Source organism: Thermithiobacillus plumbiphilus, assembly GCF_038070005.1.
Classification (GTDB): Bacteria; Pseudomonadota; Gammaproteobacteria; order Acidithiobacillales; family Thermithiobacillaceae; genus JBBPCO01.
Genome location: NZ_JBBPCO010000006.1, coordinates 138,250 through 154,437 on the forward strand (window position 1 = coordinate 138,250; position 16,188 = coordinate 154,437).

17 protein-coding genes are annotated in these 16,188 nt (G+C 61.9%); 13 read left to right on the forward strand and 4 right to left on the reverse strand.

What is annotated here, in order from left to right; genetic code table 11:
- Nucleotides 1-17: 17 nt before the first annotated feature.
- Nucleotides 18-431, reverse strand: a complete 414-nt coding sequence (gene rnpA / locus WOB96_RS07640) for a ribonuclease P protein component (RefSeq protein ID WP_341370690.1) — start codon at nt 429-431, stop codon at nt 18-20.
- A gap of 60 nt (nt 432-491) precedes the next feature.
- A complete protein-coding gene (gene rpmH, locus WOB96_RS07645) occupies nt 492-626 on the reverse strand; it encodes a 50S ribosomal protein L34 (protein WP_341370691.1) in 135 nt (44 codons plus the stop codon).
- Between the two features lie 179 nt (nt 627-805).
- Between rpmH and dnaA the strand changes: the two genes are divergently transcribed.
- The 10 genes from dnaA (at nt 806) to WOB96_RS07695 (ending at nt 9,077) form a co-directional block, all read left to right on the forward strand.
- Nucleotides 806-2,200, forward strand: coding sequence for a chromosomal replication initiator protein DnaA (dnaA, locus tag WOB96_RS07650; RefSeq protein WP_341370692.1), 1,395 nt, complete (start codon nt 806-808; stop codon nt 2,198-2,200).
- Nucleotides 2,201-2,456: 256 nt separating this feature from the next.
- Entirely contained in the window at nt 2,457-3,557 is a 1,101-nt protein-coding gene (gene dnaN, locus WOB96_RS07655) for a DNA polymerase III subunit beta (RefSeq protein ID WP_341370693.1), read from the forward strand.
- A 5-nt stretch (nt 3,558-3,562) separates the two neighbouring features.
- Nucleotides 3,563-4,648 (forward strand): DNA replication/repair protein RecF, encoded by a 1,086-nt coding sequence (gene recF, locus WOB96_RS07660; protein WP_341370694.1) that lies wholly within the window; start codon nt 3,563-3,565, stop codon nt 4,646-4,648.
- The gene (gene gyrB, locus WOB96_RS07665; RefSeq protein WP_341370695.1) at nt 4,645-7,098 is read left to right on the forward strand and encodes a DNA topoisomerase (ATP-hydrolyzing) subunit B; all 2,454 of its coding nucleotides are present in this window, start codon (nt 4,645-4,647) and stop codon (nt 7,096-7,098) included. Before recF ends, gyrB begins: the two co-directional genes overlap by 4 nt.
- Before the next feature lie 65 nt (nt 7,099-7,163).
- Nucleotides 7,164-7,385 carry a hypothetical protein gene (locus WOB96_RS07670; RefSeq protein ID WP_341370696.1) on the forward strand — a complete coding sequence of 74 codons (222 nt, stop codon included), beginning with the start codon at nt 7,164-7,166 and terminating at the stop codon, nt 7,383-7,385.
- On the forward strand, nt 7,375-7,800 hold the full coding sequence (locus tag WOB96_RS07675) for a PIN domain-containing protein (protein ID WP_341370697.1): 426 nt from the start codon (nt 7,375-7,377) through the stop codon (nt 7,798-7,800). The genes WOB96_RS07670 and WOB96_RS07675 overlap by 11 nt, the downstream gene beginning before the upstream one ends.
- Before the next feature lie 123 nt (nt 7,801-7,923).
- The gene (locus WOB96_RS07680; RefSeq protein ID WP_341370698.1) at nt 7,924-8,196 is read left to right on the forward strand and encodes a type II toxin-antitoxin system Phd/YefM family antitoxin; all 273 of its coding nucleotides are present in this window, start codon (nt 7,924-7,926) and stop codon (nt 8,194-8,196) included.
- The gene (locus WOB96_RS07685; protein ID WP_341370699.1) at nt 8,196-8,609 is read left to right on the forward strand and encodes a type II toxin-antitoxin system VapC family toxin; all 414 of its coding nucleotides are present in this window, start codon (nt 8,196-8,198) and stop codon (nt 8,607-8,609) included. The genes WOB96_RS07680 and WOB96_RS07685 overlap by 1 nt, the downstream gene beginning before the upstream one ends.
- A 16-nt stretch (nt 8,610-8,625) precedes the next feature.
- Nucleotides 8,626-8,814 carry a hypothetical protein gene (locus tag WOB96_RS07690; protein ID WP_341370700.1) on the forward strand — a complete coding sequence of 63 codons (189 nt, stop codon included), beginning with the start codon at nt 8,626-8,628 and terminating at the stop codon, nt 8,812-8,814.
- Complete coding sequence (locus tag WOB96_RS07695; protein ID WP_341370701.1) at nt 8,811-9,077, forward strand: YkgJ family cysteine cluster protein; 267 nt, start codon at nt 8,811-8,813, stop codon at nt 9,075-9,077. Before WOB96_RS07690 ends, WOB96_RS07695 begins: the two co-directional genes overlap by 4 nt.
- A 37-nt stretch (nt 9,078-9,114) precedes the next feature.
- Here WOB96_RS07695 and WOB96_RS07700 read toward each other — a convergent pair whose 3' ends face one another.
- Nucleotides 9,115-10,668, reverse strand: a complete 1,554-nt coding sequence (locus WOB96_RS07700) for a PRC-barrel domain-containing protein (protein WP_341370702.1) — start codon at nt 10,666-10,668, stop codon at nt 9,115-9,117.
- Between the two features lie 3 nt (nt 10,669-10,671).
- The gene (locus WOB96_RS07705) at nt 10,672-10,884 is read right to left on the reverse strand and encodes a hypothetical protein (RefSeq protein ID WP_341370703.1); all 213 of its coding nucleotides are present in this window, start codon (nt 10,882-10,884) and stop codon (nt 10,672-10,674) included.
- Between the two features lie 338 nt (nt 10,885-11,222).
- On the opposite strand from WOB96_RS07705, the gene WOB96_RS07710 reads away from it, so the two are divergent.
- Genes WOB96_RS07710 through WOB96_RS07720 form a run of 3 tightly spaced genes read left to right on the forward strand, consistent with a single transcriptional unit; the run spans nt 11,223 to nt 16,142 of the window.
- Complete coding sequence (locus WOB96_RS07710) at nt 11,223-13,370, forward strand: methyl-accepting chemotaxis protein (RefSeq protein ID WP_341370704.1); 2,148 nt, start codon at nt 11,223-11,225, stop codon at nt 13,368-13,370.
- Nucleotides 13,367-14,626, forward strand: coding sequence for a sensor domain-containing phosphodiesterase (locus WOB96_RS07715; RefSeq protein WP_341370705.1), 1,260 nt, complete (start codon nt 13,367-13,369; stop codon nt 14,624-14,626). The genes WOB96_RS07710 and WOB96_RS07715 overlap by 4 nt, the downstream gene beginning before the upstream one ends.
- 25 nt (nt 14,627-14,651) lie before the next feature.
- Nucleotides 14,652-16,142 carry a diguanylate cyclase domain-containing protein gene (locus WOB96_RS07720; RefSeq protein ID WP_341370706.1) on the forward strand — a complete coding sequence of 497 codons (1,491 nt, stop codon included), beginning with the start codon at nt 14,652-14,654 and terminating at the stop codon, nt 16,140-16,142.
- Nucleotides 16,143-16,188 lie beyond the last annotated feature (46 nt).

The following is a 16,188-nucleotide window of genomic DNA, read 5'->3' on the forward strand; positions in this document are numbered from 1 at the left end:
CGCAGCCCGCGACAGCTTCAGACATCCTGGTTTTTCACCAGAGGCAAGGCAGCACGCCGGATCTTCACCGCTTCCTGAAGGCGTCTGGTTGCCAGTTCCAGCGTGAGCTGGCGGGCACCGGGGCGGGCAACGACCACCAGGTCACAGGCCGGCCAGTGCATCTGGTTCAGACGGAAGGCCTCACGCAGCAATCGCTTGATGCGACTGCGGTGTACCGACTTGCCGACCTTGCGGCTGACGGCCATGCCCAGGCGCGAACCCGTGGCCTCGCGTGCGAGCACATAGATCACCAGTTCACTGCTGACGATTTTCCGGCCTTGCTGAAAGACCTGCTGGAACTCCGCGGCCTTGAGCAGACGGTTCCCTTTCGGGAAGGCACAGGAGCTTGCCGCGTCCGGGCGGGGTTCCTGCATGACTGCCGCAATCAGCATCGAAAAGCCGCTCCTCGCAGATCCCCACCGGATCCGGCGAGGTGCAGACTCATCATGGATTTACGGGCAGAGTTTGGCGCGGCCCTTGGCACGGCGGCGCTTCAATACCAGGCGGCCGGAACGGGTGGCCATGCGGGCACGGAAACCGTGAACGCGCTTGCGGTGCAGGACGCTGGGCTGGAATGTACGCTTCATGGTTGGCTGACCTTCATCGGTGCAAAAATACTGAAAATGGGGAATGCCTGAAAAGGCGGATAAATTACGCGGGCACCTGCCACAAGTCAAGCCATGCCCGGCCGCGCACAAGTGGGATAGATCGGGTAGAATAGACTACAATATCAGTTTTACTGCAAGCGGCTTCCAATCAGATGTCCATGACAAACCCCGACGCCGATCTCTGGGATCAGTGCCTGAACGAGCTCCAGCGCGAGCTGTCGGTTCAGCAGTTCAATACCTGGATCCGGCCGCTGAAAGGTCAGCGCGAGACCGAACAGCTGGTGCTGGTGGCACCCAATACCTTCGTGCGCAACTGGGTCCGTGACCGCTTCCTGGAACGCATCCGCGCCATCGTCGGGCTGATCAGCCAGGGCAGCGTGGCAGTGGACCTGGTGGTGGATGACGGCAGCGCCCCCAAACCGGCACCTGCGCCGCGCCAGGCCAGTTTCGCAAAAACCAGGACAGGCAGTCCGGCCACCATGCAGCCGGAGCCCGAATCCCGCGCCGCCGACACCGGCGCGGCGGCCCCTACGCGCACCAATCTCAATCCGGCCCATGCCTTTGAGACCTATGTCGAAGGCAAGTCCAACCAGCTCGCCATCGCCGCCGCCCGGCAGGTCGGCGAAAATCCCGGCCTGTCGTACAATCCGATGTACATCTACGGCGGGGTGGGTCTGGGCAAGACCCACCTGATGCAGGCCATCGGGAATTACATGCTCGGCCGCAATCCCAAGGCCCAGGTGCTGTATGTCCATTCCGAGCGATTTGTCAGCGACATGGTCCGCGCCCTGCAGCATAATGCCATCAATGATTTCAAGAAGCGCTACCGTACTCTCGATGCCCTGCTGATCGATGATATCCAGTTCTTTGCCGGCAAGGACCGCACCCAGGAGGAATTCTTCCACACCTTCAACGCGCTCTTTGAAGGCCAGCGCCAGATCGTCATCACCTGCGACCGCTATCCCAAGGAGATTGAGGGCCTGGAGGAACGCTTGCAGTCACGCTTTGGCTGGGGGCTGACGGTCGCCATCGAGCCGCATGAGTTGGAGACCCGCATGGCGATCCTGCTCAGGAAGGCCGAACTCGATGGCATCGACCTGCCCGAGGAAGTGGGCTTTTTCATCGCCCAGAAGATCCGCTCGAACGTGCGTGAGCTCGAAGGTGCCTTGCGCCGGGTGATGGCCCATGCCCGCTTCACCAACCGGCCGATCGATCTTGGTCTGGCCAAGGACGCCCTGCGCGATCTGATCGATATCCAGAACCGCCTGGTCAGCATCGACAACATCCAGAAGACGGTGGCGGAATACTTCAAGATCCGCGCTTCGGACATGCAGTCCAAGCGTCGCAACCGGCAGGTGGCCCGTCCCCGGCAGGTGGCCATGGCCCTGGCCAAGGAACTGACCAACCACAGCCTGCCGGAGATCGGCGAGGCCTTCGGTGGACGCGACCACACCACCGTGCTGCATGCCTGCCGCCAGGTGGCAAGCCTGCGCAAACAGGACCCGCGCATCAACGAGGACTATCAGAATCTGCTGCGCACGCTCAGCTCCTGAAGCTTGTTGAAAACTGCCCCGGAACCCGGGGCAGAAGCTGTGGACAAGCCTGGGATGAAACCGGGCACCGAACTTATCCACAAAGGCTGCACAGGGAGTCAGCATGGTTCCGGGGACTTTGCCACCAGCGTTTCAGGCGAAGCAAATGATTGAATATGAACACGAAATTCGGCTTGTCCACAGATCATCGGCAAGCTAGTAGTAAACATAAAAGAAAACAAAAAACCAAACATCAATTAATATATAGAGGACCGACATGGAGTTCCTGAGCAAACGCAACGCCCTACTCAAGCCGCTGCAGGCGGTCGTTGGCGTGGTGGAAAAACGCCAGACCCTGCCTATCCTGAGCAACCTGCTGATCCACTGCGAGAACGATCAAGTGCGCATGACCGGCACCGATCTGGAGCTGGAGATGCAGAGCACGGTCAGCGTCGAGACACGAGAACCGGGCACCGGCACCATCCCGGCGCGCAAGTTCTTCGATATCTGCCGCAGCCTACCGGATGATGCCGAGATCCGGGTGAGCTTCGAGGGCGAACGCACCATCGTGCGCTCGGGTCGCTCGCGTTTCACCCTGCAGAGCCTGCCGGCCAGCGACTTTCCGGCCATGGATCGCAAGGGCGAAAAGCTGCGTGGCCGCATCGAGCAACAGACGCTCAAGACCCTGCTGGACCGCACCAGCATGGCCATGGCCCAGCAGGACGTGCGTTATTATCTCAACGGCATGTTCCTGGAATGCCGGCCCGAGGGGCTGCGCTGCGTGGCCACCGATGGCCATCGTCTGGCCATGGCCCAGGGCATGGCCGAGACCGGCGTCAGCGAGGTGATTTCCGCCATCGTGCCGCGCAAGGGCGTGCTGGAGATGCAGCGCTTGCTGGAAAACAGCACGGACATGATCGAGTTTTCGCTGGGCGACAATTTCCTGCGCATCAGCCGCAGCGATCTGGTATTCACCTCGAAACTCGTGGACGGGCGTTTTCCGGATTACGAGCGTGTCATTCCGCGCCAGCATGACCGCACCCTGCTGGTGAACCGCGAAGAACTCAAGGGCGCCCTGCAACGCGTTGCCATTCTGTCGAGCGAGAAATTCCGCGCCGCCCGCCTGCACCTGTTGCCGGATGAACTGCGCATCAGCGCCCACAATGTCGAGCAGGAGGAGGCCGAGGAAACGCTGGCCGTGCAATACCCCTTCGAAGAGATGGAAATTGGCTTCAACATCCACTATCTCATTGATGCAGTGAACTCTTTGACCGGTGAAGTTGTCAAATTCCTGTTTAAGGACAGCAATAGCAGCGGCCTGATTCAGACACCGGACAGCGAGCAGCCGCTCTATGTCGTCATGCCGATGCGCCTCTGATCCTGATGCACCTGGCCTTGGTCCATATCCAGAATCTGCGCTGCCTGCAGGACCTGCGTTTCAAGCCGGGCCCGCGCTGGAACTGGTTGCTTGGGAATAATGGCCAGGGCAAGACCAGCGTGCTGGAAGGCATTTTCATGCTCGGCACCGGCAACAGCTTTCGCGACCGGGGCGAGGGCATGATCCGCCTGACGGCAACGGAGATGCTGGTGTTTGGTGAGATCGAAGGCGATGGCAAGCACCACCGGGTAGGTATCCTGCGTGACAGGCATACCCGCACCATCAAGATCGACGGCCAGGTCGTGGACAGTGCCTGGCGCCTGCTGGAAATCATGCCCATACTCGCCATGACCGCGGATAACAGCCAGATCCTGAGCGACAGCCCGCAACAGCGCCGGCGCCTGCTGGACTGGGGACTGTTCCACGTGGAACCTCGTTACGGCGAGCTGCTGCAGGGTTTTCGCCGGGCACTCAGACAGCGCAATGCCTGGCTCAAGAGCCGGCCCGCCGGCAACAATCCCTGGGACCGGCCCTTTCTCGACTTTGGCCTGGGACTGGAACAGTTGCGACAGGATTACATCTCAGCACTGACCCCCTATTTCACTGAGACCCTGGCGCAATTTGGTCGCGAAAAGACCGAGGACGCCAGTCTGCAGCTCCTGTCCGGCTGGTCCCGCCAAAAAAGCCTGGAAACCGCCCTGGAACAGGATGCCCGACGCGATCTCGACGCCGGTTTCACCCATAGTGGGCCACACCGGGCGGACCTCACCTTCAAATGGCAGGAATGGCCGGCCGCGCAGATCCTGTCGCGGGGCCAGATCAAGCTGTGGAGCTACGCCTTCCGGCTGGCGCAACTGCGTTATCTGCGGGCACAACGCGGGATTCGCGCGGTGGTACTGCTCGATGATTTTGGCGCCGAGCTCGACCCGGACGCGCGGGAAGCCCTGCTGCAGACTTTACAGGGCATGGAACTGCAAGTATTCGCAACCGTCACCCATCAAAGCCAGATCCCTGCCGGCGCCAGCAGCGACGCGCAGGTTTTCGGGCTGGAAGCGGGTAATATTCGTTTGATTGAAGGAAAAGCGGCATGAAAGCAACTGATATGGCAAACGAGATCCTCGGCACTCAAGCAACGCCACCGGTTTATGACTCCACCAGCATCAAGGTCCTGCGCGGACTGGATGCGGTGCGCAAGCGGCCGGGCATGTACATCGGCGACACCGATGACGGCACCGGCCTGCATCACATGGTGTTCGAGGTCGTGGACAACGCCATCGACGAAGCCCTGGCCGGTTATGCCAATCAGGTGACCGTGACGATCCACGTCGATGAATCCGTCAGCGTCTCGGATAATGGCCGTGGCATTCCGGTGGACATCCACGAGGAAGAAGGCCGTTCGGCCGCCGAGGTCATCATGACCGTGCTGCATGCCGGCGGCAAGTTCGACGACAATGCCTACAAGGTATCCGGCGGCCTGCATGGCGTGGGTGTCTCGGTGGTCAATGCCCTGTCTGAATGGCTGCAACTCTCGATCCGGCGCAACGGCAATCTCTATACCCAGGAATACCGCAACGGCGAACCGGTCGCGCCCCTGGCCATCACCGGCCAGAGCAAGAGCACCGGGACCTCGGTGCAGTTCAAGCCCACCCCCGAGATCTTCTCTGACACGGTGTTTCACTACGAGATTCTCGCCAAGCGCCTGCGCGAGCTGGCCTTCCTGAACTCGGGCGTCAACATCGACCTGCGTGACGAACGCAGCGGCAAGCAGGAGAATTTTTTCTATGAAGGCGGCATCCGGGCCTTCGTCGAGCACCTCAACCGCAGCAAGCACGCCATTCACAACCAGGTCATCAGCATCAACGCCCAGAAGGATGGCGTCCAGGTCGAGGTCGCCCTGCAGTGGACCGACGCCTACCAGGAAGCGGTGTATTGCTATACCAACAACATTCCCCAGGCCGATGGCGGCACCCATCTCGCCGGCCTGCGCGGCGCGCTCACCCGCACCCTGAACAATTACATGGAGCATGAAGGCGTGCTGGCCAAGCACAAGATCGCGCCTTCGGGAGATGATGCCCGCGAAGGCCTGACCGCGGTGCTGTCGGTGAAGGTGCCGGACCCGAAGTTCTCCAGCCAGACCAAGGAAAAGCTGGTGTCCAGCGAAGTGCGTCCGATCGTCGAAAGCCTGGTGACCGACGCGCTGGCGACCTTCCTGGCGGAAAATCCCAAGGATGCCCGGAGCATCGTGGAAAAGGTGGTCGAGGCCACCCGCGCCCGTGAAGCCGCCCGCAAGGCACGCGAGCTGACCCGGCGCAAGGGCGCGCTGGATGTCGCCAACCTGCCGGGCAAACTGGCCGACTGTCAGGAGCGCGATCCGGCCAAGTGTGAGATCTATCTCGTCGAGGGCGACTCCGCCGGTGGCTCGGCCAAGCAGGGCCGCGACCGCAAGTTCCAGGCCATCCTGCCGCTCAAGGGCAAGATCCTCAATGTCGAGAAGGCGCGTTTCGACAAGATGCTGTCCTCGGATGAGATCGGCACCCTGATCACCGCACTTGGCACCGGCATCGGCAAGGAAGAATTCAACCCGGAGAAGCTGCGCTATCACCGCATCATCATCATGACCGACGCCGACGTCGACGGCAGCCACATCCGCACCCTGCTGCTGACCTTCTTCTACCGGCAGATGCCAGCACTGGTGGAAAACGGCTACATCTACATCGCCCAGCCGCCGCTGTACAAGGTCAAACGCGGCAAGCAGGAGCGCTATATCAAGGACGACGCCGAACTGGCCAGCTATCTGCTGGAAACCGCCATGGATGGCGCGCGCCTGCTGCCCGGCGAAGGCCGCGAGCTGATCCAGGGTGAGGCCCTGGCGGAAATGGCGCGCCTGTACCAGGTCGTCGATGCCCTGATCCAGCGCCTGGCGCGGCGTTACCCGAGCGCCATCCTCTGGCAAATGGCCTATATGCCCGAGCTCAGCTCGGCGGGTCTGAATGATGCCGGCCAGGGCCAGGCCTTCCTGAGCGACCTGCTGGCGCGGCTCAAATCCGGTTGCCTGGCGGATGAGACCTTCAGCGGTGAATGGACGAAGGCCGAGGGCGAGGAAGCCTGTATCCAGATCACCCGGCATATCCACGGCAGCACGCAGCGAGCCCTGATCGACACCGAGTTCCTGCTCAGTGGCGAGTATCGCAAGCTGCATCAGTTCGGCGCCCAGGTGGAAGGCCTGTTGAGCACCGGCGCGCGCATCGAGCGCGGCGAGCGGGGCATGGCGGTGCGCAGCTTCCGCGAAGCCATCAGCTGGCTGCTGGAGGAGGCCAAGCGCGGCCAGAGCATCCAGCGTTACAAGGGCCTGGGTGAGATGAATCCTGAGCAGCTCTGGGAGACCACCATGGACATCTCTGCCCGGCGACTGCTACGGGTGACCATCGAGGACGCCGTGTCCGCCGACGAGGTGTTCAGTACGCTGATGGGCGATGCGGTCGAGCCGCGCCGGGCGTTTATCGAGGAGAATGCGCTGCAGGTGTCGAGGCTGGATGTGTAGGCGGATGGTTATCCTCTTGCCAGCAATGTACACTAAGTCCGTGTACACGAATGATGGGGATTGCCATGAAGAACATTACCCTGAGCGCGGATGAAAAACTCATCGAAGCCGCCCGCGAGCGGGCCCGGGCCGAACACACCACCCTGAACGAACAGTTTCGCCGCTGGCTCGTGGACTATACGCGCCGCCAGGAGCGCATGCAGCGCTACGACGAGGTCGTCGAATCCCTGCGCGGCAAGGTCCGGGTCGGGCGCAAGCTGACGCGGGACGAAATGAATGAGCGCTGATTGCTTTATCGACACCAACCTCTTCATTTATCAACTCGAAGCGCTGGATACCCGCAAATATGCCATCGCCGAAGGCATCATTCGCGAAGGTGTGGCCACCGGCAAGGCCTGCATCAGCTTTCAGGTGATACAGGAATGCCTGAATACCGTGCTGCGCAAAGCCGAGATTCCCCTTGATACGGATGCCACCCGCGCCTATCTCGATACCGTACTCACGCCGCTGTTCCGGGTGCCGGCCAGTATCGCCCTCTATCAGCGCGGCCTCGACATCCAGGGGCGCTATCGCTACGGCTTCTACGACAGCCTGATCATAGCTGCGGCTCTGGAAGCCGGCTGCACCCGGCTCTACAGCGAGGACCTACAACATGGTCAACGCATCGACAGGCTGATCATCGAAAATCCATTTCGGGACTGACTCAGAAATCGGCTGCTGGTGCTTCGACCTGACTCCAATTGAGAATTTTTACTCTTGCGCATTGCTTGATTGCGTAATTTGCAAGATATAGACTGGTCTAACACTAGTCTGGAGGAGTTTCCCATGTCCGAGATCGGCGCCTATGAGGCCAAGACCCATCTGCCCCAGCTCCTGGAACGGGTGCAGAAGGGCGAGCGTTTCATCATCACCAAGCATGGTCATCCGGTGGCGGAGCTCGTGCCTGTCAACCAGCGGGACCTTGATGCCGTGAATCAGGTAATCACGGCGCTCCGTAATTTGCGCTCGGATTTCGCCGAACGTGGGCTGCGCCTGGATGACCTTCTGCAGGAAGGACAAAACCTGCGCGAGCTGGCGCATGAAGGGCATCGTTACTGATGCCCTTCGTACTTGATAGTTCCGTCACGCTGGCCTGGTTACTGCCTGATGAAGCCAGCCCGGCGGCCGATCGCTTGCTTGAGCAGCTTTCTGGAGAATACGCACTGGTCCCGGCGATCTGGCCTCTGGAAATCGCCAATGTACTGATCATGGCCCAACGGCGTGGGCGCATTTCCCAGCAAGAGCGCGAAATCATGTTTGGCAACCTGCGGGTCCTGCCCATCAAGATCGAGGAAACGTACCTTGAGCGCAGCCTTGGCGCCGTGCTGGAACTGGCGATATGTCATGGGCTGACCAGCTACGACGCCGCCTATCTCGAACTTGCCCAGCGCCGCGGGTTGCCGTTGGCCACACTCGATACGCGCCTGCGCGCGGCCTGTGATGCGGCTGGGGTTGCGGTGCTGCCGAGCTGACAAATGATAAAAATCAATGAAATTCAGTGAATTGCCCTTTGGGCAGCAGTTTGAATGGCAGGGTGAGAACTACAGCAAGGTCAGCCCCCTCATGGCCCGGCAGCTAGTGCTGGAACAAACTCAGCAAGCAATCGCGCAAGCCTTGGAGTGTTTTCTAGCGGCAGTTGGAGAGCCTGATAACCGTAAATCCGATCCGGCCCCATGAACTGCCGCTCCGGTTGCGGTGCCTGCTGCATCGCGCCTTCCATTTCCTCGCCCATTCCCGGCATGCCGGAAGGAAAGCCTGCGGGGGTGCGCTGCGTGCAGCTCGATGAGGCGAACCGCTGCCGCATCTTCGGGCGGCCCGAGCGCCCGGCAGTATGCGCCAGTCTCAAGCCGGCAATGGACATGTGCGGCGCATCATCTGCCGAAGCCCTTGCCCTGCTCGCACGGCTGGAGATCCTGACCGGCGCAGGCGCAAATCCATGAAAAAGGCGGCCCGCAGGCCGCCTGAAGGTTTCATCCGCTAGCGCAGAGTCGGTTGCTGACCCGGTCGCTCGCCCGCTGGCGGGGTGATCGGGTGAGGGTTCTCCTGATCCAGCGCGGCCTCCCCACTGCTGTCGGCGCGCGTCATCTCGGGCGAGATGCCGGGATCGCCCTTGTAGGCGGAATCGAGCAGCACCGACAGGACGCCGGCGGCGCGGGCCCGCTCGACCGCGGCATGGGTGATGATCTCGCCGGTATTGAGGATGACGTTGTCGGCACGATCGAGGATGACGCGGGTGGTCGGGCGGCCGAGTGCGTCATTGATGCGCTGCTGCTCTTGCTTGGCCGCGTACTCCGCGCGCTTGGCGTGCATGGCGGCCGTCAGTTCGGCGGCCTTTTCCTTGACCGTCTCCCAGAAGTTGCCGGCCTTTTCACGGGTGGCCTGCATGCCCTGGGAAGCCATGCCAGAACCCGCAGCAGCAATCAGTTCTCGCTCCCTGCCATGCAGGCGGGCTTCCTGCAGGATTTCCGGGGTGATGATCATGCCAGGTGCGACCAGGGTGGCGCCGCTGGGCAGCAGTACTTCGCGTCCGGCGGTTTTGCCGACCACGGCCTCGGCGGTAGAGGATGTGCCACTGGCGGCCAAGCCGCTGATCCTTTCCCTGCCGCTGCTCCAGGCGGCGCTCACGGCTCCGCCACCGGCGGCGAGCACCAGTTGGCGAAGCCGGCCGGCAGCTTCGGCGCGCTCGATCTGCTCCTCGGTGATGATCTCGCCCTTGCGTACCAGGAGAGTTTCGGGTGCTTCGCTGTCGTCGAGGGAGCTGGCTTCAACGCTGTCCAGGTCGTGCTGGGTGCTGGCCGAGGCGGCGGAAAGGTCGATAGTGTCAGGCAGGCCCTGCGTGGCCGGGATGAAGACGTCGCGCCCGGCGGTCCTGCCGAGGACGAATTCGCGCTGTTTCTCGACCGAGGCCTCGCTGATATTTTCATAGATGCCGGCGGCGCGGGTTCTGGCGCCCTCGGCGGCTGTCCCGAGCCTTTCCTGCGCCGTGGCTGCCGCGCCCCGCAGGCCACCGGGCTGGCTTTCGGCTTGCGCAGTCAGGGCATCGGCTGCTTCCGGTGGTACCAGGGCGACGTCCTCGCCCAGCCGCATGCCATGCTCCACCGCCAGGAAGCGCTTGCCGGCCATGGCGTCGTTGACCACGCCCCCGGAGACCTCATAACCGACGATATTGCCGCTGGCTTCATCGATGTACATGTCCCCCAGGGTGCCCAAATCACGGCCGTCGGTGGTGAAGACGCGCTTGCCGGACAGGGCGCCAGCCCCTTCCATGAGCTTGCGGATCTCCGGGCGCTCGTCGACGACGATACTGGCATGGTCATCCCGGACCATGACGGCATCCGGGCCGATGGTGATGAGGGCCTCCCAGGGCACGACGTGTGCCTTGATCATGCCGAAGAGTTCCCGGTCCGACAGCACCAGCGCCACCAGGCGGTCGGCATCGTGATCAAACACCAGATCCCGCACGCTGCCGAGCGTTTCGCCATCCGGCTGGCTGATGACTTTCAATCCAATGATGCTATGCCCTTTACGCATAAATCACTCCTTGCTGGATAATTGCCAGGCCGCGTCCGCGAGTGGCGCATGGCCAGCACTGGTCTGGGCCGGAACCGCGATGGTTTCGTCTTCCAGGACGGATCGTTGCTGGTACTGGTCGTAAAGCAGGAACGCGCCCAGGGCCAGGATCAGCAGCACCAGTACGATGACCATGGTGCGGGTGACGGGAGATTTGTGTCCTTCGAGTCTGGGCATGGTCAGGCTCCTTTTGTGGAAAAGGTTTTCAGGAATGCTGCCTCGCCGGGATCGGGAACGGGCCATACTCGGGCGGGGCGAAGCCACCCTCACTAAACCATATGACAACAAAAGTGGCAGGAATGATGCAAGGAAATCAGGGCGTTAGGTCCTAGGACGAAGAGCTGAAGTTGCTGAATGGCTGGTTTCACCTTGACCATGGGAGAAATCTGCTTTGGTGCAGCAGTTTTCTCGATGCACCAAAATGGTGCTAAATGGTCCTCCAAAGGTATTACTAATCCAGAATATACAGGTACGATAATTGCATAGACCTCCTTAACAAAAGGGAGGATGGCACGATGCACTTACAGAGCCGATCGATGCGGCTGACAGGCAGCGAACGTCGCTGGCTGCCTTGGTTCGGCAAGACGGGCAAGCTCGCGATGGGATGGTCCTGTTTTCTGAATCGCAAGGTCTATGCCAGTGTGGAGAGTATTTTCGAGGGTATTGCCGGTACTCGAAAGAAGATCCTGATGCAGTGGGCCGAGTCCCAATGGGGACATCTGGGCAGTCTGGCGGAGGTGCTTGCCAGCGACTTTCCTGAAGTACCGCAGGCGCGGCTGGTCGCCAAACGGCGCCAGGCGCCGGACTTCTCCGAGCTCTTCGTGATCGATGCCCAGGGCACGGTGCTGGCATCGACCCATGCGGCGCGTCTCGGCGCGCGGGATCTGCTGCCGCAGGCAGTCATGGCGGGCCAGCAGGCACCCTTCCTGCATGGACCTTATGTGGACCGGGCCACCGGGTCCATCGGCCCTTCCACGTCCAAATTCCATGACGATGTAACGCTCATGTTCTATCAACCGATCCGCCGTGAGGGCCGGGTGCTGGGTTGTCTGTGTGGGCGGGTGCCGAATGATGTGCTGGGTGATCTGATTCAGCGCGAGGCCGGGCATGTCTATCCGGAGTCCGGGGATAATTATCTCTTCATGGTGGAATCACGCTTCGATCCAATGATTCAGCCAGGCACGGCACTGTCGCGCTCGCGCTTCGAGGACGATACCTTTTCCTATGGCGAGAACCTCAAGGGTGGTGTGCACACGCCCTGGGGCACGGTGCAGGTCAAGGCACATACGGAGCTGGAGCTGCGCTTCACCGATCCGGCCACCCGCGAACTGCATCCAGGCGTACGCGAGACGATTCGGCAGGGCGAGAACCTCTTCGTCACGTATCCCGGTTATTCGGATTACCGGCATGTACCGGTGATCGGCAAGGGCGTGACTTTCCAGATGCCGGGCTCGCCGGATCGCTGGGGCATGATGTGCGAAGGGGATCTGGAGGAGGTGTACCGGCGCCGGTCGATCAGCTTCCGGCTGATGCGCTGGTATCTGGGCGTGACCCTGTCGCTGTGGCTGGCCAATGTCCTGCTGACGCGGTTCTCGGGGTTGACACCCCTGATGGCCCAGGTCGCGACCGGTGCCCTGTTCGTGATGGGCGGCGCGATATTCTACCGCTTCGGTACCGCTTCACTGAGCCGCCGGCTCGATGAAATGACCGATGTGATCCGCACCATCGCCGAGGGTGAAGGCAACTTGCGCCAGCGCCTCGACAGCAAGCGCTTCAAGGCCGATGAGACCGGCGAAATGGGGCGCTGGATCAACAGTTTCATCGACAATCTCGATGGCATCGTCGGTCAGGTGATCCAGGTGGCCGAGGAGGTCCGGGAAACCAATCACCAGATGCTGGACCGCAATCAGGCCGCCAGCGTCAGCTCATTGCAGGTACTGGCGGCAATCGAGACCATGCTCGATACCCTGCGCGACCAGATGCGCGAGATCGAGTCGGCTTCGGGAACCGCCAGCGCCATGCAGACCGCCATGGACGAGGTGGTGCACAATGCCCAGGCCCAGTTTGCCGTGGTGCGCGGCAAGACCCAGGGAATTCGCAACGCGATCGAGGAATCGGCCCGCAGTATCCGCGCCCTGCAGCAGCGCAGCGAGGAGATCGGCAAGATCGCGGGCGTGATCAATGACATCGCCGATCAGACCAATCTGCTGGCGCTCAACGCCGCCATCGAAGCGGCGCGGGCCGGCGAGCAGGGACGCGGCTTTGCAGTGGTCGCCGATGAGGTCAGAAAGCTCGCCGAGCGCACCACCGAGGCCACGCGTCACATCCACGAAATGATCGGCAATGTGCAGGGCGAGGCGCGCCAGGCGGTGACGGTCATGGAAAACGGCATGCAGGGGGTGGAGGACGGCCTGCGCATGGCCGAGGAGACGGCCGGGAATCACACGGACATCGAGCAGGTGGTGCAGCGCATGAACGCGGTGATTCAGACCATCGCCAAGGGTAGCGAGGCGCAGAACCGCAGCGCGCGCGACACCGCCGAGATCACGGCGGGCATGCAGGGCGTGGTGGATGACCTGCGTCAGAGCGCGGACCAGGTGCAGGTCACGGCCGGCAAGCTGCAGCGACTGGTGGGGCAGTTCCAGGTGAGTCGGGTGGCATGACGCAGCCCGGTCCCCTGCACCTGGATCTCATCGAGGCCGCGATCAGCGCGCGCGAGTTCAGCCATTATGGCAAGTTCGGAGGATTGCTGCTCACCAGCGCCTTCCAGCCCATCTTCAGCCTGGCGCATCGCAAGCGCATCGGCAGCGAGGGTCTGCTGCGCGCCTTTTCCCGCAGCGGCGAACCGGTATCACCCCTGGATGTGTTTGCCGCGGTCCAGGATGAGCGCCAGGGGATCTATCTCGACCGGCTCTGCCGCACCCTGCATCTGCGCAATGCCCTGCCGCTGATGGCGGACGAGTGGCTGTTTCTGAACATCAATCCGGACACGGCAGTGCGCGGCAAGCACTATGGGGCCTTTTTCGGGGAGCTGCTAGCGCGCTATCAATGCCCGGGGTGCCGCATCGTCGCCGAGATCGTCGAGGCGGCCTTCCAGCAGGAGGCTATGCTGGCGGATGCGGTCCAGTATTACCGTGCGCTTGGCTGCCTGGTGGCCATCGATGACTTTGGCGCGGGACATTCCAATTTCGACCGGATCTGGCGCCTGCAGCCGGACATCGTCAAGCTGGATCGCTCGATGATTGCCGAAGCCGCGCGCTCGCCCAAGGTACGGCGCCTGATGCCGCGCATCGTCTCGCTGCTGCACGAAGCCGGCAGCCTGGTGCTGATGGAAGGGGTGGAGACCGAGCGCGAGGCGCTGATCGCCGTCGAGGCCGATGTCGATTTCGTGCAGGGCTATTTCTTTGGCCGGCCAGAATTGGGTGGCAAGCCTGTCAGCCAGCCCGATTTCGACGCCCTATGCGGGCGCTTCAATCAGGTTTCGGAAACGCAATCCCTGCAGCGGCGCGATTATATAGCGGCATTCCTGCAGCCTTTCGAGCAGGCGGCCCGCGACTATGCCGCAAGTGGTGATGCCCGGCACGCCTGTGGCACTTTGCTCGACATGGCCCATGTGCAGCGCTGCTACGTGATGGATCAACAAGGCAATCAGCTCGGCCAGAATCTGAACCGGCGGGTCCGGGCCAACGACCCCCGCTTCGGCCCGATCTCGGATGCGGCAGGCGCCAACTGGTTTCGCAGACCCTATCTGCGCCGCGCCCTGGAGGCGCCCGGCACGATCCAGATCACCCGTCCCTACCTGTCGATCGCCGATTCCAGCATGTGCGTGACCCTGTCCATGAGCGTGCGCCGCGCGGGTCGGCTGGAAGTGTTGTGCTGTGATCTCGACTGGATCGAGGAGGATCTGCACGCAGCCTGAAATGCTGGCATAAGGGGGATCCGGCATGCTTACTCGTCATGTTCACCCGGTCATCTTGCCCACGGGCGCCTTCCTGCTGCTGGTGCTGGGGGTAATGGGGCTCAATGTGCTGATGTCCCAGGGCATGCATCAGGATGCCCTGGAGATCAATATCGCCGGACGCCAGCGCATGCTGAGTCAGCGCATGGCCAAGGAGTTGTTGCTGTTGCAGGCCGATCCGGTTTTCAGGGCGGCTGGACACCGGGCAAGCCTGATGCAATCCCTGCAACTGTTCGACGAAACGCTGACTGCTTTCCGCCAGGGCGGCCTGGTGCACGATGCGACAGGCAGTTTGCGGCGTATCGACGCCCTGCGCGGCGAGCGCATCCAGGGTCTACTGCGCGATAGCGCGCTGGACTGGCAGGCCTATAGTCGCATGCTGAAAGCCGCCCTGGCGGAGCCGGCCGCCATCCGGCAAATGGCACTGAATTCGCAAGCGCAGAACACGGCGCTGCTGGCGCGCATGAACCAGCTCACGCAACTGCTCGAAGAGCAGGCGGAAACCCGCCTGCAGCTTTTGCAAACCGTGCAGCAGGTCGCCCTGGCGCTCTCCCTGCTGCTCTTCGGCGGCATCCTGCACGCCCTGCGTTGCGAGGTGCGGACCACGCGCGACAACAAGGCCCTGCTGCGGGCGGTACTCGACAACATCGAAACCGGGGTGCTCACGCTCGATGGCGCCGGCCGTGTGCTCTCGGCAAACGCGGTGGCCGCGCAATTGTTCGAGCGGTCACCTGAGCAACTGCGGAATTGCCTGCTGCGTGACCTGCTTGCCGCGCCTTACTATCCCTTTTATCTTCGCCGGGCCAATGGTGATCTGCTGCCAGTCGACATCTCTCTCAATGCAGTCACTGCGCAGCATTACGTCGCCAGCCTGCGTGATCTGAGCCAGCAGCATCTGCAGGAGGAAGAACTGACGCGCATCGCCTATCAGGATCCCCTCACGCAGCTCCCCAATCGCCTGCTCTTCGAAGACCGTCTGGAGCAGGAGATTCATCATGCGCGGCGCAATGGTTACTGCCTGGGCCTGTTCTTTCTCGACCTGGATGGCTTCAAGCCCATCAACGACCAGTTTGGCCACGCCTGCGGCGACCTGGTGCTGCAGACCGTGGCGCGGCGGCTGCAGGATATTCTGCGCGAGGGCGACACCATCGCGCGGCTGGGTGGTGACGAGTTCGTGCTCATAGCCGTGGGCATTCACAACGTTGCCGATTGTCTCCGGATCGCCCGCAAGTTGCTACGCACCATCAGCCGCGAAATCCACCATGAAGGCCAGTCATTCCAGGTGACTGCCAGCATCGGGGTCAGCCTCTTTCCGCATGATGCCGAAGACCGGGAGACGCTGCTGCGTCGGGCCGACGAAGCCATGTACGTCGCCAAATCAGGTTCCTTGGGCTTCTGCTTTTATGCCATGCCAAAAACTGTACCGCTCGAGCGCAAATTCCTGCCAGAGGGTGGTCAGCCGATTGTATCAAGGTGAATGAAGCTGGCGGGCATGGTGATGGACGATCCCCTTGACAGAAATC

Bases quoted from the DNA above. Each gene is read 5' to 3' on its own strand.
- WOB96_RS07695 (WP_341370701.1), top strand. From the start codon at position 8,811: ATGAACTGCCGCTCCGGTTGCGGTGCCTGCTGCATCGCGCCTTCCATT.
- rpmH (WP_341370691.1), bottom strand. From the start codon at position 626: ATGAAGCGTACATTCCAGCCCAGCGTCCTGCACCGCAAGCGCGTTCAC.
- dnaN (WP_341370693.1), top strand. From the start codon at position 2,457: ATGGAGTTCCTGAGCAAACGCAACGCCCTACTCAAGCCGCTGCAGGCG.
- WOB96_RS07670 (WP_341370696.1), top strand. From the start codon at position 7,164: ATGAAGAACATTACCCTGAGCGCGGATGAAAAACTCATCGAAGCCGCC.
- WOB96_RS07685 (WP_341370699.1), top strand. From the start codon at position 8,196: ATGCCCTTCGTACTTGATAGTTCCGTCACGCTGGCCTGGTTACTGCCT.
- WOB96_RS07715 (WP_341370705.1), top strand. From the start codon at position 13,367: ATGACGCAGCCCGGTCCCCTGCACCTGGATCTCATCGAGGCCGCGATC.
- WOB96_RS07675 (WP_341370697.1), top strand. From the start codon at position 7,375: ATGAGCGCTGATTGCTTTATCGACACCAACCTCTTCATTTATCAACTC.
- gyrB (WP_341370695.1), top strand. From the start codon at position 4,645: ATGAAAGCAACTGATATGGCAAACGAGATCCTCGGCACTCAAGCAACG.
- recF (WP_341370694.1), top strand. From the start codon at position 3,563: ATGCACCTGGCCTTGGTCCATATCCAGAATCTGCGCTGCCTGCAGGAC.
- WOB96_RS07710 (WP_341370704.1), top strand. From the start codon at position 11,223: ATGCACTTACAGAGCCGATCGATGCGGCTGACAGGCAGCGAACGTCGC.
- rnpA (WP_341370690.1), bottom strand. From the start codon at position 431: ATGCTGATTGCGGCAGTCATGCAGGAACCCCGCCCGGACGCGGCAAGC.
- WOB96_RS07720 (WP_341370706.1), top strand. From the start codon at position 14,652: ATGCTTACTCGTCATGTTCACCCGGTCATCTTGCCCACGGGCGCCTTC.
- WOB96_RS07700 (WP_341370702.1), bottom strand. From the start codon at position 10,668: ATGCGTAAAGGGCATAGCATCATTGGATTGAAAGTCATCAGCCAGCCG.
- WOB96_RS07680 (WP_341370698.1), top strand. From the start codon at position 7,924: ATGTCCGAGATCGGCGCCTATGAGGCCAAGACCCATCTGCCCCAGCTC.
- WOB96_RS07705 (WP_341370703.1), bottom strand. From the start codon at position 10,884: ATGCCCAGACTCGAAGGACACAAATCTCCCGTCACCCGCACCATGGTC.
- WOB96_RS07690 (WP_341370700.1), top strand. From the start codon at position 8,626: ATGAAATTCAGTGAATTGCCCTTTGGGCAGCAGTTTGAATGGCAGGGT.
- dnaA (WP_341370692.1), top strand. From the start codon at position 806: ATGACAAACCCCGACGCCGATCTCTGGGATCAGTGCCTGAACGAGCTC.